Raw genomic sequence first — 25,609 nt, forward strand, 5'->3', positions numbered from 1 at the left:
TCAACACCGCCAACGACCGGGGGCTCTGCCACGTCACCACCCCAGCTGACCAGGCCTTATAGCCCTTCAGGGGCAGGATGAAAAAGGCTCACTGAGCTCCTTCAGCGGGGCCACCGATCGGGTGACATCCAGGGGTGGATAGCAGGCGAGGCCTTCGGGCAGTGAGCTCTTTCAGAGCGGCCACTGATCGGGTGACGGGCAGGCGTCCCACAACGCACGAGGCTCCTGTGCCGTTGAGAGAGGTGTTCGACGTCTCAACTCATCAGCGCAGGGGCCTCCTTGGTTCCCTGTCCTGCCGCACTCGACCTGCCTCACGCCCTGGTCGAGTGGGTATCCATGCTCATCGTCACCCGTGAGGGTGACTGACGCTGCAAGCTCCCGCCCCACCAGCGGGCCTCGTGGGCCTGGTCTACCTTCGCCGCCACGACACGCTCATGCAGATCGCCACCGGCTTCGGCATATCCGTCGGCACCGCCCACGCCTACGTCACGGCCGTCGTCGAACATCTGTCCCGGAAGGCGCCCGGCCTGCTGCGAGTCCTGCGCGAGACGGATCCTGACCACGTCCTGCTCGACGGGACGCTCGCCGAGTGCGACCGCGTCGGCGACAGCCGGGCCGACTTCTCCCAGAAGCACCGCCGTCACGGCGTGAACGTGCAGGTTATCGCCGATCCCGCAGGCAAGCTGTTGTGGATCTCGCCCGCGCTGCCCGGCCGCACCCACGACCTGACCGCGGCCCGAACCCACCGCATCATCCGGATCTGCGAACGCCAGGGCGTCCCCGTCCTCGCCGACCGCGCCTACATCGGTGCCGGCTCCTGGGTGACCATACCGATCAGACGGCTTCCCGGCAGGGCCTCACCACGACCCAGCGGACGATCAACCGAGCCCTGTCGGCGGCACGAGCACCGGTCGAACGAAGCATCGCAAGGCTGAAGTCCTGGCGAATCTTCCGCCGGGCCCGCTGCAGCCCCAACCGCATGACCGCCATCGCCGCAGCCATCCTCACCCTGGAGCGTCAACGCTGAAAACGCTCAGTGGTTCGAGATGTCTGACGTCTCAACCGCTGCGACGAGGCCTCGTTGGTCGTCTTTCCTGCCGCACTCGATTTGCCGCATGCGCTCGTGGAGTGGGTCACGATGCTGATCGTCACTCGCGAGGGTGACCGCCGGTGCAAGCTGCGACCCTCGCAGCGCGCGATCATCACCGTGGTCTACCTGCGCGAGCACACCACCTACGCGAAGCTCGCCGCGGGCTTCCGGATCAGCGAAGGCACCGCCCACGCCTACGTACAGATCGTGATCAAACTCCTCGCCTCGAAGGCACCATCCCTCACGCAGGCGCTTCGCCGGGCACGGCCCGAGTATGTCCTGGTGGACGGCACCATCGCCGAGTGCGCCCGCGTCGGCGACCACGAACGGGATGGACTACTCCGGCAAGGCCCGACGGCACGGAGTGAACATCCAGGCCGTCACCGATCCCACGGGCGAGGCGGTTGACCGCTGCTTGCCTGGTGGTGAGAGGTCTTCCCTCGAACGTTAACGCTGAAAATGCTCACCGTCAGACCTGGATGCTCTGACATCTCCGGGGTCTTCACGGCCGGTTACGGCTGCTGGGGGCTGTCTGCGTGTTCTTCCTGCCGGCGCGCGAGTGTCGGGTGGGGAGAGGATGGGTGTGGAGGTTCCCGATAAGGCTGATGTGGGGGGACGATGGGGATGAGCGCATGCCGGTTGGCGGGTTTTTTCCTCTTTGGATTGTTTGCCTGCCTGGTGGTGCTGGTGTGCTTGCCGTGGCCGGTCATGTGTCCGGTCGCAGTGACTGATCGTGGAGCGGATGCAGATGAGTGAGTACACCTTGGGTGCGGATGTCGGTGCGGCCGCGCAAGGCCAGGGGCAGGAGGCGGTGATCACGGAGGCTCTTGCGCATGCGGCGTCTGGTGCGTGGGCGCAGGCCGCCGCATTCGCGGGAGCCCTGACCGGTCTGCATGTGGACGAGCCGATGTTCCGTGGAGCGGTGCAGCAGGTCGCGGCTCGGTGGCAGTTCGAGGCGGCCAGTGACGAAGACCTCGCGGGAACACTGCTCAATGCCGGCATCGTCACCGCGGGAGCTTTCTGGGAGTTTCTGTCCAATCCCTTCACCGGCAGCGCCTCAAACCCCTTGGAGGGCTGGGATCAGGACCTTGCCTGTCTGCAGTCCATCAGTCAGGGCGACTGGGACGCCGCGTTGTCCTGGGCCGCATGGGGATTGGGCGGAGCGGGCAACGCCGACGCCACCCTCCTCATAGACGCCCTGAACCAGACATCCCGAGTCCTCAACATCCCCCCCACCCCCCAGTACACCGACCTGGCCGCGTACCTGGTCACACTCGCCCCCACCAGCCCCGACATCCTCCAGATCTGGAGGAATGCCCTCCTGCACACCGTCACGCAAGTCCAGCCCGCCGCACTTAACCCCACGGCCACCACCCAGAACACCGCCACAACCACCACCAGCACCCCACGCGACCACACCGTCCCACTCAGTCCGGTTGACCTGGCAATCCTCGGTGCGATCTTCCACGGCAACCGCACTACCGAAAGCATCGCCGACGCCCTGCGCGTCTATACCAGCCTTGTGAATGACAAGCTGCGTTATTTGGGGGAGCGGGCGGGGATTACGGCCGAGGGCGGGGCGGCGGTGCTCGCTGTCCTTATCAAGGATCTGAACAACGACATGAAGGGCATCTGGGCCGGCCTGAACCCCGCCCGCCTGCCCGACCCCCAGGACAGCGCTGAAGAGTTCCGCAAGCGATCCCGCTCTCACGGCGCCCCTAGTAAGGGGGACCTGGAAATCCTCGGTGCGATCTACCACGGCAACCGCACTACCGAAAGCATCGCCACTGCCCTAAATATAGAGAAAGACAATCTGCCGGCTCGGCTGTACGGATTGAGATCACGAGCGAGGATCGAGGCCAAACGTACGCAGGCGATCCTCGCTGTCCTTATCGATGATCTGAACAACGGCATGCAGGGCATCTGGGCCGGCCTGAATCCCATCACCCTGCCCGTCCCCCAGGGCAGCGCTGAAGAGACCCGCAAGCCTAATAAGGCGGACCTGGAAATCCTCGGTGCGATCTACCACGGCAACCGCACTACCGAAAGCATCGCCACCGCCCTAGACATCGATATCAAGTTGGCTTATACCCGGCTGCGTAATTTGGGGGGACGGGCGAGAATGCCGGCCAAGGGCGGGTTGGCGATCCTCGCTGCCCTTATCGATGATCTGAACAACGGCATGGAGGGCATCTGGACCGGCCTGAACCCGGCTACTCTGCCCGCCCCCCAGGAAAGAGTCCAACGGAACCGCAAGCGCCCTCGGAAGAACCCGAGCTGAACTTGCCCAAGCCCCGTCCGCTCCTCCTTTTCTGCCCTTTCCTTCTCCGGGGGAAATAGGGCCCATCATGGGGGGACTGGCTGCTTCACGGGCGTCCCGGTGCTCAGATCGCGCTCTGGGAGCAGTACCACCTGCCGCCCCAATCCTTGGCACTGCGTGTCCATCTGCGGGGAGGCTCGTTATGCAGAACGAAGCGGGCCCGCACGCTCGCTCCGATGAGAACGCCCCCCGAGGCTACGAACGGGCCCTGCCGAGGCGAAGCTGGCAGGGCCCGTTCCGCTGACGAGAGCTGTAGCCGACGGCCCGTTTGGCGCCCCGCGCAGCCGTCAACAGCGTGCTCGCCCTCAGGACCGCCCAGGGTGTTAACACCTCTCAGATTGCCGCACGGCGGCTCCGCCTCATCTGCCTGCCCGGCGCCTCAGGGGATGACAGGGCGTTCATCAGCAGTACCGCGACCTCCTCATCGCCGCCCACCAGCAGCTCGACGGACCGATCATCCTCGTTTGGGACAACTTGAACGTCCACAAGGACCGCCGGATGCGGGCTTTCATCGACGCACAGGACTGGCTCACCGCCTACCACCTGCCGCCCTACGCACCCGACCTCAACCCCGTCGAAGGCATCTGGTCCATCCTCCGCAGGACCAGTCAGGCGAACACCGCCTTCACCGACCCCGACCACCTCATCCGCCGACTACGACACGGCCTCCGCCAAATCCAATACCGCAGCGACATCATCGACGGATGCCTCACCGGCACCGGACTCACCCTGACGACACCACGACTACAAGGTCAGTAGCGGGTCCTGAGCCATCGATCAGCTCTCCGAGCATCCGTGCAGGTCAGGTGTCCGCCCGCCCTCCCGCTCTCCTAAAGCGGGTGTTGTACATGCGCGAGGTCGCTGATGGGCTCAGTCGCTCGGCAGATAATGGCGTCATGACGTTGACGATCTGGGTCGATGACTGGCAGATCCAGTGCTGTGGAGAGAGCTTCGCGCCAGGGGATGTTGTCTCGTGGACGCTCCTGGAGGTCGATCCGGAGGACTACGCCGGCATAGTCGGTGATGAGCGCGCGGCAAAAATCGACTTCTGCGAGGAGCATCACGGGCGGGACGAGGGGCATGCGCCCGTTCGGCTGGAGGTGTTGTCGGTCGATGAGGCGCACTGCCATTACGAGGTGCCCGCGGGCAGCACGTCCAACATCTACCACCCCGTGCCAGGTACGACCGTTCTGGTTCCGATCGAGGCGGCGGACGGGCGGGCGAAGGCGCAGCCGGGGGTGCGCTTCGTGGGGTATCTGGTCACTGCCCGACGTATTTCAGACGTGCCGGACGGTGCGGCTACGCGTCATGGTCTATGAGGGGCCGGCGGGACAGGTTTCTCGCCCGATCGCTGTACAGCGGCTCCGTACCGCAACCCCTGCAACCGGCCCCGCCCCATAGCCTGTCGGCTCCAGGGCCTCACAGCGGCCGGAATAGCCGTCACTAGCCGATCCCGGCTAGAGCTACGGATCAGAAGGTGACCGTGTCCCTCTCGTGCCCGATCTAGTCTTCCGAGTCAGGAATTCTATTCAGATAGCCGGCGAGGCGTTCAAGGATCTCGTCTGCGGTCTTCGTCCAGATGTAGGGCTTGGGGTCGGTGTTCCATGCGGCGATCCAGGCGCGGATGTCCCTCTCCAGCGCCTGGACGCTCTTGTGGACCCCGCGTCGTATCTGCTTGTTCGTCAGCTCTGCAAACCAGCGTTCCACCAGATTGAGCCAGGACGATCCGGTGGGCGTGAAGTGCAGGTGGAAGCGGGGATGAGCTACCAGCCAGGTTTTGATCGCCGGGGTCTTGTGGGTGGCGTAGTTGTCCAGCACCAGGTGCACGTCCAGGCCAGCCGGCACCTCCTGGTCGAGCTTGATCAGGAACTTCTTGAACTCCTCGGCCCGGTGCCGGCGGTGCAAGGAGCCGATCACCTTGCCGGTGGCCACCTCCAGGGCGGCGAACAGCGTGGTGGTTCCGGCGCGCACGTAGTCGTGGGTGAGGCGCTGTGGGACCCCGGGCATCATCGGCAGCACCGGCTGGGAGCGGTCCAGGGCCTGGATCTGGCTCTTCTCGTCCACGCAGAACACCAGGGCCCGCTCGGGCGGATCCAGATACAGGCCGACCACGTCATGGACCTTGTCGACGAAGTACGGATCTGTCGACAGCTTGAACGTCTCCGTACGGTGCGGTTGCAGGCCGAAGGCCCGCCAGATCCGTGACACGGTCGACTGCGACAGGCCCATCTCCTGGGCCATGGCCCGCGTCGACCAGTGCGTGGCATTCTTCGGCGTCGACTCCAGCGTCCGCTTCACCACCGCAGCGACCTGCTCGTCGGTGACCGTCCGGGGGCCGCCCGGGCGCGGCATGTCACCCAGGCCGGCGATCCGGTGCTCGACGAACCGCTTCCGCCAGCGGCCCACCGCATGCGGCGTGGAGCCTAACTGCGTGGCCACGTCTTTGTTCGACGCGCCTGTTGCGCAGGCCAGGATGATCCGACACCGCAAAGCCCACGCCTGCGGGGTGGAACGGCGCCGCACCCATCCCTCCAGCGCAGCCCGTTCCGCATCCGACAGGATCAACTCGGCCTTCGGCCGCCCAGTACGTGCCACCAGGCAACCCTACACATCTGAACAGGACTCCTGACTCATAAGACTAGGCTGTGTATCGAAAGTGGATCTTGGACTGTGCATGATCTCAGTTCATGGGCCGGGGAGATCTCACGGACGAGCAGTGGGCGGTGCTGGAGCCGCTGTTGCCGAAGGGCACGAAGGCGGGGCGGCCGCCGCTCTGGCCTCGGCGGCGGCTGCTCGACGGCATACGGTTCCGGGTCCGGACCGGTGTTCCGTGGCGGGACGTCCCTGTCGAGTACGGACCGTGGAGCCGGGTCTACGACCTATTCCGCCGGTGGCAGCGGAACGGCACCTGGCAGCGGATCCTCACCCGGCTCCAGTCCCTGGCCGACGCGAAGGGCGCGATCGTGTGGGACTTGAACGTCGACTCCACGGTGTGCCGTGCCCATCAGCATGCGGCCGGGGCTCGCAAGCGGGGCGACCTGCAGAAGGAACCGCCGGGCGGGATCTTCACCGAGCCGCATGATCATGGGCTGGGACGGTCGCGAGGCGGGTTCACCACCAAGCTCCACCTGGCCGTCGAGCAGAGCCAAAAGCCCATGTCGATCGTGATCACGGCAGGACAGCGCGGGGACTCACCGCAGTTCGAACCGGTACTGGAGAAGGTCCGCGTCCCCCGCCTCGGACCGGGCCGGCCACGTGTCCGCCCCGACCGGGTACGCGCTGACAGGGCGTACGCCTCCCGCAGAAATCGCGCCTACCTGCGCCGACGTGGGATCCGCTGCACCATCCCGGACAAGGCCGACCAGGCGCGCAACCGCCGAAAGCTCGGGTCCCGCGGCGGCCGGCCGCCGCGTTTCGACCCGGCCGACTACCGCAAGCGCCATGCGGTCGAGTGTGGGATCAACCGTCTCAAGAGGCACCGTGCCGTCGCCACGCGCTACGACAAGCTCGCGGTCCGCTACGAGGCGACGATCCTCGTCGCGGCTATCAACGAGTGGCTGTGATCACCGACCGTCACAGGTGGGATCCACGTTCCACGCGACTGCCGCCCGGGAGGTGACGTTCGGGCAGTACCCGGTGGACTGGTTGCTGACCCCGGCCACGGCCCAACCCGGTCCATGCGCGTCAGGGCTATGCCGCCTTCGCGGAGGGGATCTGGCCCCGCTGTGCCTGTCGGATCCGCTGGGCGAACATGCGGGTGACGGAGTTCAGCACTCGGGGATCGACGGCGGGTCGAGTCTTCGTGTTGAGGTTCACGACTCCTGCGACGGAACCCAGCCGGAACGCGATCGAGGAGCTGCAGAGGTCGTCCGTCAGGCAGTACTCGGCCGTGTACGCCGCATCGACGTCGGGAAGCTCCACCGGCCCCTGCTTGGCACTTGCCGTTTGGGACTTCTTGTCCGTGTAGTACCGGACGGCGTCGGTGGTGGACCGGAAAAAGTAGGCGCGCAGTCCGACGATGCCTTCGAGGTCGGGCGCGACGAAGCCTTGCTGTACGCCGGCGAGGGTGTTGTCGTCTGGACCCTCGGTACGCAGTTCGGAGCCCTTCTCCCAACCAGGTGGGATGTCGCTGGCACCAGGCATGACCGCTTGGAACTCGGGCAGCCCCAGAAGCCTGGGGGCATGAGCAGCGGGTGGGCTGCTCTTCTGCAGTGGACCAGGTTTCTCTTCACCACTGCCGGATCCGCACCCGGCGAGCATGAGGAACACTCCGGCTAAGCAGAGTCCTCGGGCGGTGTTCTTGAAGCTCGGCATTGTTCCCCCTGGGCAGGCAGCAACCGATCCAGGAGATCATATTGAGCCCACGCTCCAGGACTGGTGTGGATCCTCTACGTCCGTACAAGGCACGGCCGAGGCGGGAGCCGCTCAAGCAGACGTTCTTCCTCTCCGGATTCGCCTCAAGATCCACTTTCGATACACGGCCTAGTGGCTTGGCTCGGAAGGTTGGACGGCCATAAGCCTTCCTTCCGTGAGGGCAACCTGCATCCTGGCAGCTGTTCAGGTCGGCAGCTTCGCTGCGTAGATCCAGTCGTGGCCGTCGTATCCGGTGCCGTCGAGGTGCTCCGCTCGAGTCAGGCCGGCGCGGATCGCCACGCGCTGGGAAGCGGTGTTGGCCGGCCGGACGCGGGCGATCAGCGGCAGGTCGGGAACATTACGGGATGCCCAGGTGGTCACCGCGGTGGCGGCTTCGCCGGCGTAGCCCTGGCCCCAGGCTGAGGTGGCGAAGCGGTAGAAGAGGTTGAGGACCTTCATGCCCTGCAGTTCCATGGGCTTGATCCCGCAGAAGCCCAACTGTTGATCGGAGTCATGGCGCCGGGCAACCCAGTACCCGTATCCGTATCGCTGCCACTGCTCGTTCCAGCGTTGATACAGCTCCCGGGCCTCGTCGGGTCGGGCGAGCGCATCGGAGGGGTTGTGCATGCAAGTCTCGGGGTCATGGTGGATTGCAAAGATTGCGTCGATATCGACTTCGGTCGGACGCCGTAGCGACAGCCGGGCCGTCTGCAGCTCGTCAGCCGTCGGGTTGCGGTCACTCATGTGAAGATCGTAGAGCTTCATCAGGCCGCCCTGGCGGGGGTATTCGGTCCAACTGCGGATCGAAGAGTCGGGCGCGAAGGCGGTCTTCGGTTCGGCGCGGGTGTTGTGCCAGCGTATGTAGGCGGCGATGGCGGCGTTCTGCTCACCGTGGGTGCGGTGGTCAGTGCCGTTGAGCGCGAAGTAGCGCAGGGCTGCGAACTCTGATTCGATCCAGTTCAGCCAGGAGCCGTAGGTTGGCAGGAAGACCAGCTCGATGTCGTTGTCGGCGGCCCATATGCGGACTTCGGTGGGCTTGTGCGGGGAGAAGTTGTCCAGCACCACATACAGCTTTTCGCCGGGCCAACGGGAGCGCAGGATTTTGAGCAGACCCAGGAACTCGCGCCACCGCTTGCGTCGGCGGATCCGGTAGTAGATCTTCCCGGTGCTCAGGTCGAGGGCGGCGAGCATGTGCATCACGCCGCCGTACCGGTTGTAGGTGGTACGCAGCCGGCGGGGCCTTCCGGCCTGACGCCACGCTTTACCTTTGCGCGGCTGACGGTTCAGCGGGCCGAACTCGTCGACGCAGATCACTCTCCCGTCCGTTGGCGGGGTGTCGTGGAGCGCCAGGACACGGTGCATCTTGGCGATGAAGTCCGGGTCGGTGGAAGTCTTCCAGGTGGTGGTCGTCTGCCAGGAGACGCCGCCCTCGCGCAGGATGCGTCGCAGGGTCTCCCGGCTGATCGCCGGCACCACGTGCCGTTCGACCAGATGGGCCGCAAGTTTGGCCAGGCTCCAGGTGGAAAACGCGGCGATTTTCCAGTCCGCAGGGGACGTCCGGGCGATCAGACGGATGTGCTCACGCACCCGCTCACCGATCGTCTTCGGGCGTCCCCCGCTCCATTTTGGGTCCAGCGCGTCTGACCCCCGCTCGTTGAACGCGTGAATCACATCGCGCACGTAGTCCTCACCGACCTGCATCAGCGAGGTTATGTCCCTGACCGCCTGGCCCTGCGCGGACATCAGCACCACGATGGCCCGGCGCAACCTCACCGGATCCTTGGCGGTGCGGCTGATCCGCTGCAGCCGACGGCCCTCCTCCATGCTCACCGGCCGGACGAACACACTCGGTTGACGCCCCACGACCACCTCCAAGATCAGGTCCTGGGACAGTCTGCTCACCCCCGAGCAGCGCGTGAATACCCGGCCGACGATGCGAGCCGAGCCTCTAGCGGGAACCGACGGGGAACCACGGTGTCGAACGGGCAGCAAGCACAAGGACGGCCCCCGACCGATGTGCCTGGTCAGGGGCCGTTCACCTGCGGTGGGTGTGGGATTCGAACCCACGGTGACATCGCTGCCACGACGGTTTTCCAAACTGGTGCCTTCGCCACGACCTGGAACCTGGCGGGACCGGCGCAGGGCACCTACGGCGAAGACGCCCAGACGACAATTCCGATGGGAGTGAGGCTGCATAGGAGGCCGAGGCACAGGCATGCATAGGCCAAAGCCTTGAACGCCTTGTGTCTCTGGGCTCGGCATGCAGCAAAGCATGTGAAGCTGACGACGGCGAGGCACGGCAGGATGATGAAGAAGAACCCCAGCGCTGCCATGATCCCCCCGATCGCGCGGCCGCCGTACAGCAGGAAAGTACAGCAACCACCGCGACCGCAGTCGCCCGCCACCGCCCCCATGCAGCTGCTCGACCAGCCTTGTGGACCTCAGCGACCCTCCCGCCCGTAGTTCGCATCGAGGGGCGCCGGCGAGAGGTGCCGCGCACTGCCCCTGAGCCCCGGGGTCTACGGCATGCTCGCCGGGATCGCTCTCTTCTTCGCGCAGTGTCACCATCGCACGCTCGGTATTCGTCACGAAGGCCAGCGATCGTCCGGACGAACTCGTCAGCCATATCTCAATCCGCCCGCTGGCGGCCCTCAGCCGAAGAGCCTCCAGCACTACCTCGGACGGCACGGGGACAGGGCTGTCGTCACTGATCACCCAGGACTCGGTCACGAGCACGACGATCTCACGGACAGTTCAAGGAGACAGTCCCTCGTTGTGCCAGCCCTGTGTCGCTTCGCAAGCGAGTTATCACGGCGTGATAGGCCCAGCAGCACGCCTACACGGGCGCCTACTCCCGACCTGCGACAGCACGTCCCGGTTATGAACCCGCGTCCGCAGTCGAGGCGTTGTGCCGTGGCTACGTGCCCGACGGGCGCGTAGCGGTCAACGACCAGCGCCGTCTCAGAATCGCAACTACCTAGCACCTGCTTGGCATTACCTGTCTACAGGGGACGAGCTGATGCGATGCTGTGTGGCTCAGCAGCTACGAAGGAGGCGCGAAGTGACGCAGTTCGGTCGGTGGGCGGTAGCAGTAGTCGTCACCCTTGTTGCGTTTGCGCTACCAGCTTGGATCTCAGGTGCTTTCGTACTGGAATCACTTCTCAAGGACTCCGGTGCGCGTTGGGGAGTTGCCGCCTCCCTCGGTGCGGCATGCGGTGCCCTCGCTGCCGCCTGGGGCTACGGCTTTGTGACTGGCACCAGCAGTACACCAACCGTTACTGGTGAACGTTCTGTTGCTATCCAGGGCAACAACCAGGGCGCCATCACGACAGGCGACGCCAACATGCCGTCCCCGCCCAGCGGGACGGCGGCGCCTGCGCCGGGAAGCCGGTCGATCGCGATCGGCGGAGACAACACCGGGGACCTTTCCACCGGCGACCGGGCTTGACAGGGCTGCACGGTGAAACTACCCAGGTCGCAAAAGCGAGACGCGCAGCAGACATCCGGAAGCAGCAAGCCTGGGGACTCGGCGCCCACCAGCAGCCACTCCCCCGGATCTGGAGCCCGCTCTGCATCCGTGGGGCGGGACAACTACGGCACCATCCAGACCGGCGACCAGGCGCACCATATTCATGCCGCCGGAAGCCTTCCAGCCGATTGCTGGCGTCGAGGCACCGCCCGGTACAGACAACCTCCCCTTCCGGCCTCACCTCTTCGTCGGACGAGAGACAGAGCTGCACCGGTTGGACGAGGGGATGGCTCAGCCTGGGCACCTGGTCATCCAGGCCGTTTCCGGGCTGGGAGGCGTCGGCAAGAGCACCCTGGCCGCGCATTGGGCTGCTAACCACGCTCACAGGCTTGGCCTCAGCCCGGTCCGATGGATCACTGCCGACAGCAAGGACAACATCCGTCAGGGCCTGGCGGATTTCGCATGCGCACTCCAGCCCGTTCTCGCCGAAACGCTGGCAGTCGAGCAGCTTGCCGAACGCGCACTGCAGTGGCTGGCTACGCACACCGGGTGGCTGGTGATCCTCGACAACGTCAACGACCCGGCAGACATCGCGCCCCTCCTTGCACGTCCTACGGACGGACGATTCCTCATCACGAGCCGTCTTGCCACCGGCTGGGGCGGCGCCTTTGTGCTCCCCCTCGACATCCTGACCCCTGCGGAAGCTCTCGACCTCCTCAGCCGAACCATGAACCACGATGGAAGAAGAGACATGGCCGGCGCAGCACAACTGTGCGCCGAGCTCGGATACCTACCCCTGGCAGTTGAGCAGGCCGGCTCCTACCTCGCAGAAAATCCGCTCATCAGCCCCCGCGACTACCTTGAGCTCCTCGCGCAGTACCCGGCCGACATGTACCAGTACGGCGGAGCCACCACTCCTGCCGAGCGCACCATCGCGAGCATCTGGCGTCTGACGCTGGACCGCATCACAGCCCTGGAACCCGCAGCCGGTGACGTACTGCGCACTCTTGCCTGGTACGCCCCCGACCACATCCATCGCGACCTCGTCGCGGCTTGTGGAAGCCCACCCGCTGTCAACCGGGCGATCGGCCTGCTTGCTGCCTACTCCATGATCACCCTCGACACAGGAACCCAGACTGCCGCAGTCCACCGCCTCGTCCAGACTCTCGCCCGCACAGCCGACCGGGCAGACCCTCACCGCGACCCGCTTCTGATCGAGCAGGCACGCCACAGAGCCACGGACCACCTCGCGGCCAAGCTGCCAGACAGGGCGCAGGATCCCGCCCAATGGCCCCTCTACGTCGCCCTACTCCCCCACGCCGAAGCCCTGGCCGAGAACTCGAACGCCGAAGCCGACACAGCCAACACCATAGAAGTGCTTGGCGACGTCAGCGCCTTCCTTGTCGATCAAGGCATGATCGACCGAGCGATCCCGCTCTTCCACAGAGTCCTCTCCACCTGCCACCGCCTGCTAGGACCGGACAACCACAAAACCCTTATGGCTCGCAACCAGCTCGCCTGGGCACACCACTCCGCCGGCGAGTACCACCGCGCCATTGCCTTGCACCAAGAGAACCTGAACGACATGGGACGGGTACTCGGAGCCGACCACCCCCACACCCTGGCCGCGCGCAGCAACCTCGCCTACGGCCACCAAGGCGCCGGCAACCTGCAACAAGCAGTCACCCTCTTCGAGGAAAGCCTGGCAGAGACCGAACGCGCTCTGGGCGCCACCCACATCGAGACGGCCACCGCGCAGCACAACCTCGCCCACGCCTGTCAGCTCGCCGGCGACACCGATCGAGCCATCAGCCTTTCCAAGAAGGCACTCGTCATGCGCGAACGAGTGCTCGGCTCAGGGCACCGCGAGACACTCGCCGCCCGCAACAGCCTCGGTAACGCCCTCTGCGCCGCCGGGGACTACACCCGCGCGACCGCCCTGCTCAGAAAGAACCTGAACGACACAGAACGGCTGCTGGGGCCCGAACACCCTCAGACGCTGGCGGCTAGGAACAACCTCGCCGTCGACTACAAAGCCGCTGAGGACTACGACCGAGCCATCGCCCTGCTCACACAGAACCTGGCAGCCGCAGAGCGGGTGTGGGGGGAGGACCACCCCGACACCCTCGGCATCCTCAACAATCTTGCTGCTACCTACGAAGGATCCGGCGACTACAAACAGGCCATCTCACTCTGCAGAGAAAACCTCGCAAGGACACAGCGCAGCCGCGGGCCCCACCATCCCGAGACCCTGATGCGTCGCAGCACCCTAGCCAGCGCCTTGCGTGAGTCCGGCGACCAGCGCAACGCCCTCACCCACTTCCAGCGGCTACTCGATGAACACGAACAGATCCTCGGACGTGATGATCCCCGCACGATGGACACCCGTAACGACGTAGCAGCCACCCACTACCTGGCCAAGGACTACGCCCCCGCCATCCGCCTGTACAAAGAGAACTTCTCTGAACGAGAACGGGTGCTCGGCCCCGAGCACCCCATGACCCTGGCCGCGCAGAATAATCTCGCCAGCGCGTACTGGGGGGCGGGCAACCCCGGCCGCGCTCTGGTTCTGTGCATCCAGAACCTCGCCGACACGGAGCGAATCCTGGGCAGCGACCACCCGCAGACCCTGGGCTCCCGCAATAACCTCGCCACCAGCCATCAAGCCGCCGGACAGCACGACAAAGCGCTCCCGCTCTACAGGCGGAATCTCGAGGACTCCGAACGGATCCTCGGCCCCCACCACTCCACCACCGTGCTGGCGCGCGACAACCTGGCTGACGCCCTGACGGAGCTCGCCCAGATGAGACCCCTGTGGCCTCTCGGAAGGGCTATCACGCCGTGATAACCCACCACCCCGAGGGCGGGCAGACCGTCGGCACGCCTGAGTATCGCCGCCTGCCCCTGTGGACCCCTCAGCCCATGCTCTCCCTATGGTTACCCAGGCGCCACGACGGCAGCGACGATCGGCAGCACCCGACGCGCCCGCTGGGGTTATCACGCCGTGATAACCCACATCCGTAACCTTCCTAACGTGTCGATAGCTGAAGTTGATCTCAACCGTTAGTAGAGTGACGTCCATGACGTCACCTGACACCAGTGGCGACCGGGAAAAGGTCGTCACCAAGCTCCCCAGCACCCTCCGGCAAGAACTCAAGATCCACGCCGCACTCCACGGCCTCGACATGCAAAACGCCGTCGAAGCCGGCATCACCGCCTGGCGCCACCTCGGCTCCAACCTCTCCCCCATCGACACCGCAGGCGCCGAGACCTACTCGACCTTCCTCCCCCACGGCCTCTGGGACGGATTCCGCAGCGACGCCAAAAACCGCGGCATCTCCCTCACCCAGGGCATCGCCCAGGCCGTCAGGCTCTGGCTCGACACCAACCCCGCCCCCGAGGTCAAGCGCCCCACCACCGTCCGGCGCATCGTCATCTGCAACCAGAAAGGTGGCGTCGGCAAAACCGCCATCACCGCAGGCCTCGGCGAAGCCCTCGCAGAAAACCCCGCCGCCCTCGTACCAGTCCGCGTCTCCAAATACTTCGCCGCACTGCTCGAAGAAGACGACCGCCCCGAAGACCCGCTCGCCCTCGAAGACCTCCCCGGCCTCGGCCAGCGAGTCCTCCTGGTCGACTTCGACCCCCAAGGCCACCTCACCAAGCAGCTTGGCCACGAACCGCTCCCCATGGACGGCGACTCCCTCACCAACCACATGGCCGGCGACGCCAAGGGCGAACTCACCGACCTCATCGTCGCCGTAGAAGAAGACCGCTTCGGCGACAGACTGCACCTCCTGCCCGCCTGCACCGACGCCTTCCTCCTCGACGTCCGCCTCGCCGCCGTACGAGCCCGCGAATCCGCCCTCGAGCGAGCCCTACGCGCCGTTGAAGCCGACTACGACGTCATCCTCATCGACTGCCCCCCCAGCCTCGGCCTCAGCATGGACGCCGCCTCCTACTACGGCCGACGCAGAGACAACGAAGCAGCCGGCAACTCAGGCGTCCTCATCGTCGTCCAAGCCGAAGACAGCAGCGCCGACGCCTACGGCCTCCTCACCTCCCAGATCGAAGACATGAGAGGCGACCTCGCCCTCGACATCGACTACCTCGGCCTCGTCGTCAACCACTACGACGCCAGGCGCGGATACATCGCAACCTCCTCCCTCCAGTCCTGGATGGACATAAAGGATCCCCGCGTCGTCGGCGTCATCGGCGACCTCAAAGAGCAAAAGGAAGCCGTCCGCGCAAAGCGCCCCCTCCTCGCCTACGCACCCCGCTGCGAACAGTCCGTCGCCCTCCGAGCCCTCGCACGGGAGATCAGCAAGTGAGCAAGGCCAAGAACCTCGGCGCCGGCGCATCCTTCGCCCAGGCACGACCCATCAGCGCCCGCCGCGCCGCAATCGGCGCCGCCACCGCCGCCCCCACAGACGGCGTGCCCGACCCCACCGAACTCCCCCTCCGCCTCATCAGCCAGAACCCCGACAACCCACGCGAAGAACTCCGCGACCTCGACGGACTCGCCGAAAGCATCCGCGAAATCGGCCTCGTCAACTCCATCACCGTCGCCACCGTCGACGCCTACCTCGCCGCCCGTCCCGAGCGAGCAGAGAACATCGACGACGGAGCCCGCTACATCGTCGTCGACGGACACCGCCGCCTCGAAGCCACCCGCCGAGCCGGTGCACAGGCCATCCGAGTCAGCATTAACAACGCCCTCGTAGCCACAGACGAAGCCCTCCTGGAAGCCGCCTTCGTCGCCAACGTCCACCGCGACGACATGAACCCCATCGAGCAGGCAAACGCCCTGAAAAAGCTCGTCGAGTTCTACGGCTCCCAGAACAAGGCGGCGAAGCGACTCGGCATCGCCCAGTCCACCATCTCCTCGAAACTGTCCATCCTTGACCTCGAGCCCACCCTCCAAGCCGACCTCGTCGAAGGACGGCGGAAGGTCGAGCACGTCCGCAACCTCTCAAAGCTCCCCCCCGAGGAGCAGCGAGCCAAGGCCGACGCCCGCGCAGAGGCCACCGAGAAGAAGGCAGCGGCCCAGCGAGACCTATCACGCCGTGATACCCCTCAGGACGAGACGATCACGCCGAGCACACGAGCCCCGCAGCCCAGCGAAGCTGAGACCGACCCATCACGCCGTGATAACCCCGCCGCGGTACCTCCCGGCTCGCACAATCCACCGGGGGAGCAGGCAGCAGCGGAAAGCCCCGCAAGCACCGCAGCCGCCGTACGCACCAGCGCCCCTGTCCCCGAGCCGCGACCTGCTGCGAAGCTGGAAGCCCCGGAGAAGGCCACGACAGCACCGCCGAACGACGGCGCAGCCCTCATGGACTACGCCCTCGAGCACCTGGACGCGCAACAACGAAGCGTCATGCTCCAGCGCTATTTCCAGCTCGCAAGCGGCGTAGACGAAGTAGCCGGCGACTTGGGCCGCGGCCTTCTTCCGAAAGACCGCCACGACCTCGCCGTGATCGTGCGCAGGATCTCCGAGGTCCTCGCCACGTCCTAGCAGCAATAGCCAAGGGGTCCAGCCTCCTCACCGTCAGGCCGGACCCCGGCTGTCTGTAGTCTTCGGAACTCACCGCCCACTATTCAACTTCGCACGAACGATCGACGTGGCCGCTGCCGCCTTCGCTGCATCACTCATTCGCCGTACTCCGCATCACCCTCGGACTGGGAAAAGGTCCTGTGTGGCGTTCTAACGCCCTATCGGGCGCTCTCTGGTCCCCTCACACCAAGAGATGCGAGATCGGCTGCCTACACCCCCATTCTGAGGGTCGCATTTTTTGCGAAATCGGTGCTATAGGCGCTTTCGTGGCCCTTGGCTACCCATCCACCCGGCACGACTTCAGTGACCCCGGCTGCAACCGGAACACCGATGCCAACCGGCCACGCGGGTGCGCGGGGCGCCCCGCACTCGTTGCTCAGTCCCCCCACGACGTCGGGACCATCACCCCGCCGGCGCGGGAATGGTCCCGCGACACCTCCGTACTCCAGGAAGGTCTTCATCTGATACCCGCGTCCGCGGAGATGCTCCCCCGACCTGGCCCCGCTTGCTCGAGGAAGGTGGGGGGAGACTCGCGGGTCGCGCAGCTCCGTGCTGCGGGCGGGGGATGCGACGGCGGCGCCGTGCGCAGTGAGATAGCAAGATATGCGGACGGATCTGTCGCTCCGGCCCAATCGGCGTGGTCGGTAGCTGGCTCATGCCTACGCCGACCCCCATTTCGAGTAGTCCCAGGGTGGCTCGGCGGCCGTAGATCCCCTCAGCCGCCGCCTGTTCGGACCTGGCCCGACCCGGTCCTCCCGCCGGGAGGCGAAGATGCGTGACTAGCAAGGCTCCCGGTCCGGACCGATCTGGACCCGTCCCGGTCAAAGCCCTGATGCGACAAAGCTGGTCGTGGCCCGGGCATCGTCGACGAGGTGGACGTCACCAACGAGGTCTCACGTATCCTCGCCGCCCGGTCAAGCAGGAGACCTCCGCCGCTCCCTCGACGGCATGGCCGAGCCCGCACCCCCTCCCGCGCGGCTGGCCGACGGGCCCATGAAGGGCGGCTACAACCGCGCCCGATTGGTGGAGCTGCACGACTACACAGCCGCCTCCCGGCCCTCCGGGAGCCGCCCCCGCCGCCTGCTTTTGGACCGCCGGCTCCCGGGCCGCTGAACGTTCACGTCACCGTCGACGTCGTGCTTTCCAACGCCGCACCCGAGCCCCAGCCGTCGTGGTGGAAGCGCCGGGCGTACGCCTCCTGTACTGGGTCACGGCCTGGAAGACCGTGGTCGTGGTCGCCTACCTCGAGGTCTGACCCGCGACGCCCTTGACCAGGCCGACCGCGTCCTGCTGGCGCGGCCGGCCTCTGCGCGTGTCCGTCGTTTGGTGAGTGCCTGTTCCTGAACCGGGCATGCCATGGCGGGCCCCTGTCTTCCGCACTGGATGGACCCTCGCATTCCTTCGTGTGGTCGGCGACGGCTATGTCACACGGTGAAGGAGAGGTTGTGGATGGGGAGCTCGATGGCCGCGTAGGCGAGGAGCGAGATGGGGACGGCTGCTGCCAGGGTGAGCGCCCGTTCCTTGTGAGTGCGGGCCATCAGCAGAGGAACTAGAACCGTCACAGCCAGGCATGCCCATGCCTGGGTGGCGTAGTGGAGCGTCCACGCGTAGAGGATGCTCTCCATGCCGAAGACGCCCGCGAGTGCGGCCAGGCCGGTCACCCGCCGTTGAGTGGTGCGGCCCTGGCGCCACCAGGCGCCGGCGATCCCGAAGAGCGGGCCGGCGATGAAGGCTACGACCAGCCACACCAAAGGCCATCCGAGGTGCCCCATGCCGTCGCGGCCGAACTCCGCGTAGCCGTAGTACCCGACGACCAGCCCCACCTCGGCGCACAGGCCGGCCACCGCCGCTGCGGGCAGCGCGACTCGTCTGGCCAGTACGGATCCGGCGGCGAACGCGACGACCGACCAGACCGCGCCCGAGTTGGCGATCTGGTTCCAGGCGCCGGGGAGCCAGCCTTGGGCGAGATTGGTGAGGATCCCCAGCGCAAGCCCCCCGCCCAGTGCTCCCACCGTCGCGTAGGTCCAGCCACGCGCCGCCGGGACGGGAACGGGTGCAGCGCGGGTTGCCTCATTCATGAGGGCCATGCTCGCCGGTCCATCGCGCGAGCAGCAACGTCCGAGTGCGCAGACAATCGAGCAGTCGGTGACATCCCGGCGCAACCGGCAAGTCACGAATGGCGCTGCGCCTATGGTCTTTCCGCATGATCAGACGACCGGCAGTGTCGGGCTGGTGCCCACAGGTGCCATAGTGACCGCCGCAACCGCCGGTCACCCACGAAGGGACGGACACCGCCATGGTAGACACCCCTGTCGGCGAGACGATGCCGATATTGCCGCCCGTCACGGCCGTGACGAGAGCACTGTCCGTAACCGGTGGGCCCGCCACCCTTCCTGGCCGTCCAGCTGGGTTGCAGCACCTCGTGCTGCTGCTGCTCCTGGTGGTGAAGGGTGCAAGACGCCTGCTGCGCGCCCTTGAGCTTGGTCGAGTTCGGGAAGGACCAGCTCGGTGAGCACGGCTGGCCTGCTTCTGCCGTACGCCGACGGCGGCCAGGGCGGGGTCCTCCTGCCGGGGCGAGTCGACCGAACCGCACGGCGGGCGGCGTCGGCACGGCGGTAGCCGGCCGCAGCCTCGGCGTACGGCGGAGGCCCGCACCTGTCTGGGTGCGGGCCTCTTCTGCAAACGGCGACCCGGGACAAAGGCCGCGACGGTCCCGGTTTCCGCGGGCCAAGGTCAGGCGAGGGAGATGTTTTCCGCCTGGGGGCCCTTCTGGCCCTGGGTGACGTCGAACGTCACGGCCTGGCCCTCCTGAAGTTCACGGAAGCCCGTGGAGTTGATGTTCGAGTAGTGGGCGAAGACGTCCGGGCCGCCGCCGTCCTGGGCGATAAAGCCGAAGCCCTTCTCCGCGTTGAACCACTTCACAGTTCCCGTAGCCATGTCTGATGCCTTCCAGTCGATGAACGCCGCCCACACAGTGTGGGAGGCGGAGGTGATCGCCCTGGTTCCTGCGGCACAGCACAGCAAAACGCCTACGCCGAAGGCGTGGGCAAAGGAAACTTCCGAACCACGACAGCTAACGGGGACGTTACACGCCCGTACACCCCGTCACCAGAGGAACGGTCTCCCTGGCTGAGTGCGCGGTACCCGGCGGACGGCGGCCGGGTGTCGTCTCAGGCCGCGGCCGCCGGATTCGCCAACCGGCGGCGCGGCGGTATTCGGCGTTGGCGCGCTGGGCTTCCTCGAGCTGGTCTTCCAGGATGATGAGGCGGCAGGATGTCTCGATGGAGGTGCCCAGGTCGACGAGTTCGCGGGCGCGGGCGGCGACGCGCAGCTGGAAGCGGGAGCAAGGGCGGTGGCCCGCCCTCGGAGCGGAGCGGCGTGATGAGGCGTGCTTCGCCTATGGCACGGCGGAAGCTCTGCGTGGTGCCGAGCAGGTCCTCACCCCCGCCGGCCGCGGGCCCGGGCAGCCGTGGCGCCCCGGCACCCGCGGCGATCGAGGCGGACACCCCGAGCGGCGACATCCGCATCGGCTTCCTGCCCGCTGCTCTACCCGCGGGCAGGAACTCGACTCCCAGCTCGACGCGCTCGCGGGGCACGGTATCCCCCGAGGCAAGATCTTCGCTGAGAGGATCAGCAGAGGGGTGCGGGTCCGCCCCAAGTTCGAGCGGGCGCTGGCCGCCGCTTGGGAGATCAAGGCCCATGCCCCGCACTGCCGGGTGATGTCCACCGTGTACGAGATGATGCGGCTCGGGCAGGACGCCGCCGAGCTGACCGCGCTGGCCGACCCTCTCGCCGCACGGCCTGATCCTGAAGATGCTCGCCGGACCGCTGGCCGGGATCTACGACCCCACGGGCCACGGAGGGCTGCTGCTCGGGTTCTTCGCCGCGATGGCGGAGACCGAGCGGGAGAACATCCGCGAACCCACCCTGGAAGGGCTCGACACCGCGGCCCGCAGGGGCAGGCACGGCGGCCGGCCGCCGGCCATCACCGACGACATGCCCCACACCGTCCTGCGACGCCGCGCGAACCGTGAGACGGTCGAGCAGATCCAGCCCGACCTGATCATCCTCACCGACCGCCGCAAGGGGCACAACCCCAGCCTACCCAGCATCTACCGGGCGCTCGCCGAGCACGAGAAGCGGCAGGCGAACCCAGAGGCCGTCACGGCGGCGCGCGCCGACTTCGCCGCCCTCCAGAGCACCAGGAGCATCCCGAGCCAGATGGCGGGAGCATCAGCGCATGATCTACGCACCGCACCGAGCCAAAGGCCCCCCACGCCGGGAGCCCCTCCAGGACTGGACGGACCCTTCGACCACCGGCCCGCGCCGGGCGAGGGCGACGACACCGGCGTGCACCCCGAGGAGCCGGTCGCCACGGCGCCCGCGCCTGCGGACGGGAGCGGGCGGTGACGCTGTGGCGGCAGGTCCTGGCCGCGCTCAACTACACCACCCTCGACGACGCCGAACGCGAGAAGATCGTGGCCGGCTGCCGCCGCCCGCTCCCGTCCGCCGCGCCCACGAGGACAGGCCGCCCACCCCGGACGAGGTGATGGCCGTGGCGTACGAAGAGTTCGCCCTGCCGTTGGACACCGACCAGGCCCGCGCCGCCCTCCGTGACGTACGCGGTGGGTGACCTGGACACCCCCAGCGGCGTTGAACCCGGCGTGAGAACGACGATGCGGCTCACGCCCGTCATCGGCGTACAGCGAGACGGCAGGGAAACGGTTCCCTGCCCCGAACTGGAGCCGATCTTCACCGAGCTCGCGGCGCGGTGGGCCAGCGACGGGCGGGCTGTGCCCGGCCAACCGGACGATGAGTGGACGGTCCTCGCCCGCCACTACCCCTGGCCCGGGCGCTGACCGCCCGGTGCGGGCACGCCCCCACCGCCCCGCACCGCACCACCTCGAAGAAGCCTGCCGAGCGCCGTACGACGCCCGGCGCTCCTGGGCTGCCGGACCGGCACCGTGGTGGGGCCCCGGCCCGGCAGCCCCACCAGTTCACCACCCCGGCCGGGGCGCACACCACGGCGCCCCGGCAGCACGAAGCCCCGGTCACGAGAGGGGACCAGGGCTGACGCGGCCCCGACGCCAGAGCGCGGAATCAGGGGCCGCGGACTGCACCGGCCCGACGTGGGGCGTCCGTACCAGTGCACGCGTCACCTACCCCAACGCTCCCACCTCGAAAAGGACACGCCCCCTCCACGCACAGCCCTGCCACCGACCGGGAGCATGCTTTTCATGGGGCCGCTGCCGATCCCTTGCCCCGCCGACCTCTCCCGGACGCGACCGGCACGGACGTCTTCAACACCGCCTACCGGCAGACCAAACAACGACGCGCCGTGTTCGTCGCCGTCGAGCGCCAGGGCCCGCGCTGGACTGCGAAGCCGACTCTCTCACCGCCAGCCCCACCAGACGGTGCAGGACAGCGCGTACAACGCGATCCGTGCCGCCGTCATCCGCTCCCGCGAGATCCGCCCCGACTCCTCCGCCGGGCCGGTCTACTGCATGCTGCACGACATCGACATCGACATCGACATCGACACCGACCCCGAGCAGCGAGCCCGCGAGCTGGCAGACGCGCTGCACGCCGCTGGTTGTACGTCCGGCATGACGCGGTTGCCTCGCCGATGCGGGCCGGCCTCTCACCACGCCCGTGGCGGACACGCTCGCGCTACCGGTTCCGGGCAGCCCCCTCCCTTTGCTATGTCCCGGTACCAAGAGGTAGCTACAGTGTGGATATGGCAAAGCAGACGAACATCCGGCTGGACGAAGCAGTCAAAGCGGCCGCCGAGGAGCGAGCCAAGCGCCGCGGCCTGACCTTGCAGGGGTACGTGGCCGACCTGATTCAGGCTGATGTGAACGAGTCGCGTGCTGCCTTCATGGCCGGCGCTGCGTCGTTCCTCGCCGCCTACACGGACGTGTTCGACGCGGAGTTCGGCGAGGACCGGTACCCCGACCTTCCGCAAGGGCTGGAGGAGCGCGCTCCGAGGGACGCCGCGTGAATCTCCGCGTCGATCTCGCCTGGATCTTGGCAGTGGCCCAGCAGATTCCGGGCGATCCCCAGGTCGTGGACTACGGCGTCCCGGTCGCGGCGGAAGCGCGTCACCGGGCGGAAGTCCTGGACCGCGAGGTCTACCCCGAGCCTCATCACAAGGCGGCAGCGCTGCTGTGCGAGCTGGCAAGGAACCCGAGCCTGGAGGTGAGGAACCTCCTCTTCGCGGCCGCGGTGACCGCGGCCTACCTCGCGGCGTGCGGCCTTCCGGTACATCCCGGCCTGGACACTGTCCTGCCCTTGGCCCGCGCCGCCCGGGACGGGCTCCCGGTGCGTGAGGTCGCCGCGCAGATCAAGACCTGGACGAGCTGATCGGGCAGAGCCGTGTGCCGGCGTCGACCGGCCAGCGACGCCTGGTCAGACCGGAGCGCCGGCGTCGTTGGCACCGGCGTCGGGCTCGGGCCTGTCCGCCGCTGGGACGAGATGCTCCACCAGCATGAGCAGCATCTGCACCGCGAGGGCTCCGAAGAGGATGGCGACCCATCCCATGGCCCATGGCGTGCTGCGGGTATAGAACACGGTGGGCGTGAGCACCAACATGACGGCGATCATGCCGCACGGAAGGATCCACTGCCGCCTCATGGCCGGCTGTCCCGCACGGTGCCGTCCGGCTCGTGCGCGCCGTCGGCGTCCGGGTGGTGGGGATGGTCTTGCCACGGAGCGGCCATGTCCCGGAGCTGCTGGAGGAGGTGCTCGGCCGCACCGGAGTCGTGGGCATATACGGCCTCGGCGAAGGCCTTCTCCAGGTCGTGGGCGGCTGCCCAGTCGGTCTCGTACTCTTCGCGGCCGTCCGGGTACTGGTCGCGGCGCCGATCGTCGAGGCGATCCGCGACGAACTGGTAGACGCGTACGCCGGTCTGCAGGTCCACGGGCATGTCGGTGGGTCTTTCGGGGCTCGAGATGGCTCGGTCGGGTTATCGCCTCTGCGGTCGTGCGGCGCGGGCGCGTCGAGCATGCGGTAGAACTCCCCGGCGTCAATCCGGTGGGAGCGTTCGACCTTGCCGTTGAGGTGGGTGATGCGGGTTCATGGGTGATCGGGTCGACGATGTCGCGGGTTCGGGCCGTGTCCCAGTCGGCGACTCGCAGGGTGGTCTCCATCAGGAGCTGAGCCTCTTCGACGGCGACACCCACGATGTCGTCACCGTCGGCGGCCGTCGTGATCAGGCGGTTGCGGATCACCCGGGCGTTTCTCCCACCCGCGCCAGACGCCGTCCTGCTGGTCTGCGGTGCTGCCGCGGCCGATCCCCTGGGACAGCGGCGGGAAGGCGAGCACCAGCTCGGCAGCGGCGCGCCAGTCCATGGCTCGCCCCTGCACCAGGGCCTCGGCGACGATGCGGGCCCGCAGGCTCTCCACCCGCCGCTGCCGTGATCGTGCGTCGCGCTCCCGGCTCACGCAGTCCGGGCACAGCGGCGGCCCGTACCGGGCCGGCGGCTTCCAGGAGCGGCTGGTGCGCAGCAGTTCCGTACCGCAGTCGGCGCACAGGATCCCCGACGGCGCCGGGCCGATCGCGGCGAGCATGTCGTGGAGGTTGAGGTCGGCGGCCTCTGCGAGGGGGCGTCCGTGAATGCCTGGCTGCTGCCAGTACAGGTGCCTGAGCACGCCGATCAGCTCGGGGGCGTGGACGGCATCCACTCGGCGAACGGTTTGCCCGGCGGCCTGACCTGCGACGTGTTCGTCTCCACCCACGCGACCGCCCGGCACCGGAGCTCGATCGCCGGAACCCTGCCTCTGGAACTTCTGACCCGTTCGGAGGGGCGCTGGTGGCTTCCCCGCGCCTACTCCGACCTCCTGGACTGGTGGGAGGTAGTGGAGGAGAAGCTCCTCGAACAGGCGCGGCTGTGCTCGCGGTGCGGGGCGCGGGGGCCGCGCTGGAGCGGCTGGAGGACGTCGACCAAGACCGGGTACGTGACGATGTGCCCGCCGTACTCGGGGGCGGAGTTCACCGCGTACACCGGGCACCTGCGGGGGGTGCCGTACGGGCAGATGCGGGCTCGGAAGCTGCGGGCCGACGATTACCTGTGCCGGCTGTGCCAGTCGAGCAGGGCCTCGTCGGCCATCGTGGCGAGGTAGGCGTCCCGGAGCCGGTTGTACCAGCCGTCCAGGTACCGGCCGTTCTCGTACCGGACCCACGCCTCGATCGGCCGCACCTCGTAGCCGAGCTCCTGGGCGTAGGCGACGGTGGGAGTCGCGTACCAGGCCGGGCCGGTCGGGCGCTCGCCCTTCGGCGTGAACGGAGAGGGCAGCAGCGAGCCGTCCAGCTCCACCCACTCCTTGCCGACCTTCACGCGAGACAGGTCGACGTGCGACAGGTCGACCAGCCAGCTTCCCGGCAGCTTCGGGTCGAACGCCGGGGCCTTGACGTGCGTCGCCTCCTCGAGGCCGACGTTCAGACCGTTGGCGCCGGCGGCGAAGGCCATGTTCACGTCGATGCCGTACGCCTCCTCGAACAGCTTCTCCGCCGGGCCCCGTACGTGGAAGCGGGGCAGGTCCTTGAGGACGGGGTGCCCGTCGGGGACCTCACACGGCGGCCAGTCCATCGGGTCAATGGCGTCCTTGCCCAGCGAGCCGGGGTTGTGCTCGGAGTGCCGCTTGCCGTCGGCGTCCGGCTCGGAGGCCCGGGTCGCCGGGTGCAGGGCGGTCATCAGCTCCAGGCCGGTCACGGCATCGGAGTGCGTGAAGGTGGGCGACGTCCGGGGCGCAGCCTGCACGACCTGGTCAGGCGCGGGGAGCACGGCAGATTCGCCTCGCCCACGACCCGGCTCACGGGACCA

Annotated in this window: 20 protein-coding genes and 5 pseudogenes; 15 read left to right on the forward strand and 10 right to left on the reverse strand. The window is 67.3% G+C overall.

The genetic code is table 11. The features are described 5' to 3' along the window. The first annotated feature begins 279 nt into the window (after positions 1-279). From ACZ68P_RS33610 to ACZ68P_RS33630, 5 genes and pseudogenes are all read left to right on the forward strand, one after another. Positions 280-1,027, forward strand: a pseudogene (locus tag ACZ68P_RS33610) (transposase). 54 nt (positions 1,028-1,081) lie between these two features. Further along, positions 1,082-1,514, forward strand: a pseudogene (locus ACZ68P_RS33615) (transposase family protein); the annotation flags it as partial. Positions 1,515-1,838: 324 nt separating this feature from the next. Continuing rightward, on the forward strand, positions 1,839-3,371 hold the full coding sequence (locus tag ACZ68P_RS33620; protein WP_471012885.1) for a hypothetical protein: 1,533 nt from the start codon (positions 1,839-1,841) through the stop codon (positions 3,369-3,371). Between the two features lie 447 nt (positions 3,372-3,818). After that, positions 3,819-4,169 (forward strand): annotated as a pseudogene (locus tag ACZ68P_RS33625) (transposase); the annotation flags it as partial. A gap of 137 nt (positions 4,170-4,306) precedes the next feature. Beyond that, complete coding sequence (locus tag ACZ68P_RS33630; RefSeq protein ID WP_471012887.1) at positions 4,307-4,729, forward strand: DUF6578 domain-containing protein; 423 nt, start codon at positions 4,307-4,309, stop codon at positions 4,727-4,729. Between the two features lie 184 nt (positions 4,730-4,913). On the opposite strand, the gene ACZ68P_RS33635 is transcribed toward ACZ68P_RS33630, so the two are convergent. Beyond that, on the reverse strand, positions 4,914-6,005 hold the full coding sequence (locus tag ACZ68P_RS33635) for an IS630 family transposase (protein WP_471012889.1): 1,092 nt from the start codon (positions 6,003-6,005) through the stop codon (positions 4,914-4,916). Positions 6,006-6,097: 92 nt separating this feature from the next. Between ACZ68P_RS33635 and ACZ68P_RS33640 the strand changes: the two genes are divergently transcribed. Beyond that, positions 6,098-6,973: an IS5 family transposase gene (locus ACZ68P_RS33640; RefSeq protein WP_423565927.1), complete on the forward strand. Its 876-nt coding sequence runs from the start codon at positions 6,098-6,100 to the stop codon at positions 6,971-6,973. A gap of 127 nt (positions 6,974-7,100) precedes the next feature. Here ACZ68P_RS33640 and ACZ68P_RS33645 read toward each other — a convergent pair whose 3' ends face one another. Next, entirely contained in the window at positions 7,101-7,553 is a 453-nt protein-coding gene (locus ACZ68P_RS33645; protein WP_471012890.1) for a hypothetical protein, read from the reverse strand. A gap of 414 nt (positions 7,554-7,967) precedes the next feature. After that, entirely contained in the window at positions 7,968-9,632 is a 1,665-nt protein-coding gene (locus ACZ68P_RS33650) for an IS630 family transposase (RefSeq protein ID WP_471012978.1), read from the reverse strand. A gap of 1,763 nt (positions 9,633-11,395) precedes the next feature. Between ACZ68P_RS33650 and fxsT the strand changes: the two genes are divergently transcribed. The 4 genes from fxsT to ACZ68P_RS33670 all read left to right on the forward strand — a co-directional run bounded on the left by fxsT (position 11,396) and on the right by ACZ68P_RS33670 (position 17,899). Then, the gene (gene fxsT, locus ACZ68P_RS33655) at positions 11,396-14,077 is read left to right on the forward strand and encodes an FxSxx-COOH system tetratricopeptide repeat protein (RefSeq protein ID WP_471012892.1); all 2,682 of its coding nucleotides are present in this window, start codon (positions 11,396-11,398) and stop codon (positions 14,075-14,077) included. A gap of 235 nt (positions 14,078-14,312) precedes the next feature. Continuing rightward, positions 14,313-15,560, forward strand: coding sequence for a ParA family protein (locus tag ACZ68P_RS33660; protein WP_471012894.1), 1,248 nt, complete (start codon positions 14,313-14,315; stop codon positions 15,558-15,560). Continuing rightward, positions 15,557-16,747 (forward strand): ParB/RepB/Spo0J family partition protein, encoded by a 1,191-nt coding sequence (locus ACZ68P_RS33665; RefSeq protein ID WP_471012896.1) that lies wholly within the window; start codon positions 15,557-15,559, stop codon positions 16,745-16,747. Before ACZ68P_RS33660 ends, ACZ68P_RS33665 begins: the two co-directional genes overlap by 4 nt. A gap of 987 nt (positions 16,748-17,734) precedes the next feature. Next, positions 17,735-17,899 (forward strand): hypothetical protein, encoded by a 165-nt coding sequence (locus ACZ68P_RS33670; protein ID WP_471012898.1) that lies wholly within the window; start codon positions 17,735-17,737, stop codon positions 17,897-17,899. Positions 17,900-18,210: 311 nt separating this feature from the next. Here the strand turns inward: ACZ68P_RS33670 and ACZ68P_RS33675 are convergent, their stop codons facing one another. The 3 genes and pseudogenes from ACZ68P_RS33675 to ACZ68P_RS33685 form a co-directional block, all read right to left on the reverse strand. Beyond that, positions 18,211-18,864, reverse strand: a complete 654-nt coding sequence (locus tag ACZ68P_RS33675; protein ID WP_471012900.1) for a DUF6518 family protein — start codon at positions 18,862-18,864, stop codon at positions 18,211-18,213. Between the two features lie 655 nt (positions 18,865-19,519). After that, on the reverse strand, positions 19,520-19,723 hold the full coding sequence (locus ACZ68P_RS33680) for a cold-shock protein (RefSeq protein ID WP_471012902.1): 204 nt from the start codon (positions 19,721-19,723) through the stop codon (positions 19,520-19,522). A gap of 233 nt (positions 19,724-19,956) precedes the next feature. Beyond that, positions 19,957-20,280, reverse strand: a pseudogene (locus ACZ68P_RS33685) (MerR family transcriptional regulator). Positions 20,281-20,599: 319 nt separating this feature from the next. Between ACZ68P_RS33685 and ACZ68P_RS33690 the strand changes: the two are divergent. From ACZ68P_RS33690 to ACZ68P_RS33705, 4 genes are all read left to right on the forward strand, one after another. Then, a complete protein-coding gene (locus ACZ68P_RS33690) occupies positions 20,600-21,196 on the forward strand; it encodes a recombinase family protein (protein WP_471012904.1) in 597 nt (198 codons plus the stop codon). Then, positions 21,193-21,336, forward strand: a complete 144-nt coding sequence (locus ACZ68P_RS33695; RefSeq protein WP_471012906.1) for a hypothetical protein — start codon at positions 21,193-21,195, stop codon at positions 21,334-21,336. The genes ACZ68P_RS33690 and ACZ68P_RS33695 overlap by 4 nt, the downstream gene beginning before the upstream one ends. Before the next feature lie 1,187 nt (positions 21,337-22,523). Next, complete coding sequence (locus ACZ68P_RS33700) at positions 22,524-22,787, forward strand: hypothetical protein (protein ID WP_471012908.1); 264 nt, start codon at positions 22,524-22,526, stop codon at positions 22,785-22,787. Next, positions 22,784-23,149, forward strand: coding sequence for a hypothetical protein (locus tag ACZ68P_RS33705; protein ID WP_471012909.1), 366 nt, complete (start codon positions 22,784-22,786; stop codon positions 23,147-23,149). Before ACZ68P_RS33700 ends, ACZ68P_RS33705 begins: the two co-directional genes overlap by 4 nt. Before the next feature lie 45 nt (positions 23,150-23,194). Here the strand turns inward: ACZ68P_RS33705 and ACZ68P_RS33710 are convergent, their stop codons facing one another. The 3 genes from ACZ68P_RS33710 to ACZ68P_RS33720 all read right to left on the reverse strand — a co-directional run bounded on the left by ACZ68P_RS33710 (position 23,195) and on the right by ACZ68P_RS33720 (position 24,470). Next, the gene (locus ACZ68P_RS33710) at positions 23,195-23,377 is read right to left on the reverse strand and encodes a hypothetical protein (protein WP_471012911.1); all 183 of its coding nucleotides are present in this window, start codon (positions 23,375-23,377) and stop codon (positions 23,195-23,197) included. A gap of 38 nt (positions 23,378-23,415) precedes the next feature. Continuing rightward, positions 23,416-23,712 carry a hypothetical protein gene (locus ACZ68P_RS33715; protein WP_471012913.1) on the reverse strand — a complete coding sequence of 99 codons (297 nt, stop codon included), beginning with the start codon at positions 23,710-23,712 and terminating at the stop codon, positions 23,416-23,418. A 263-nt stretch (positions 23,713-23,975) separates the two neighbouring features. After that, positions 23,976-24,470 (reverse strand): hypothetical protein, encoded by a 495-nt coding sequence (locus ACZ68P_RS33720; RefSeq protein WP_471012915.1) that lies wholly within the window; start codon positions 24,468-24,470, stop codon positions 23,976-23,978. On the opposite strand from ACZ68P_RS33720, the gene ACZ68P_RS33725 reads away from it, so the two are divergent. Continuing rightward, positions 24,456-24,908, forward strand: a complete 453-nt coding sequence (locus tag ACZ68P_RS33725; RefSeq protein ID WP_471012917.1) for a hypothetical protein — start codon at positions 24,456-24,458, stop codon at positions 24,906-24,908. The genes ACZ68P_RS33720 and ACZ68P_RS33725 overlap by 15 nt on opposite strands. Here the strand turns inward: ACZ68P_RS33725 and ACZ68P_RS33730 are convergent. Beyond that, a pseudogene (locus ACZ68P_RS33730) lies at positions 24,887-25,510 on the reverse strand (telomere-associated protein Tap); the annotation flags it as partial. The gene ACZ68P_RS33725 and the pseudogene ACZ68P_RS33730 overlap by 22 nt on opposite strands. Positions 25,511-25,609: the final 99 nt, after the last annotated feature.

It is taken from the genome of Streptomyces sp. NPDC036822 (assembly GCF_055609145.1).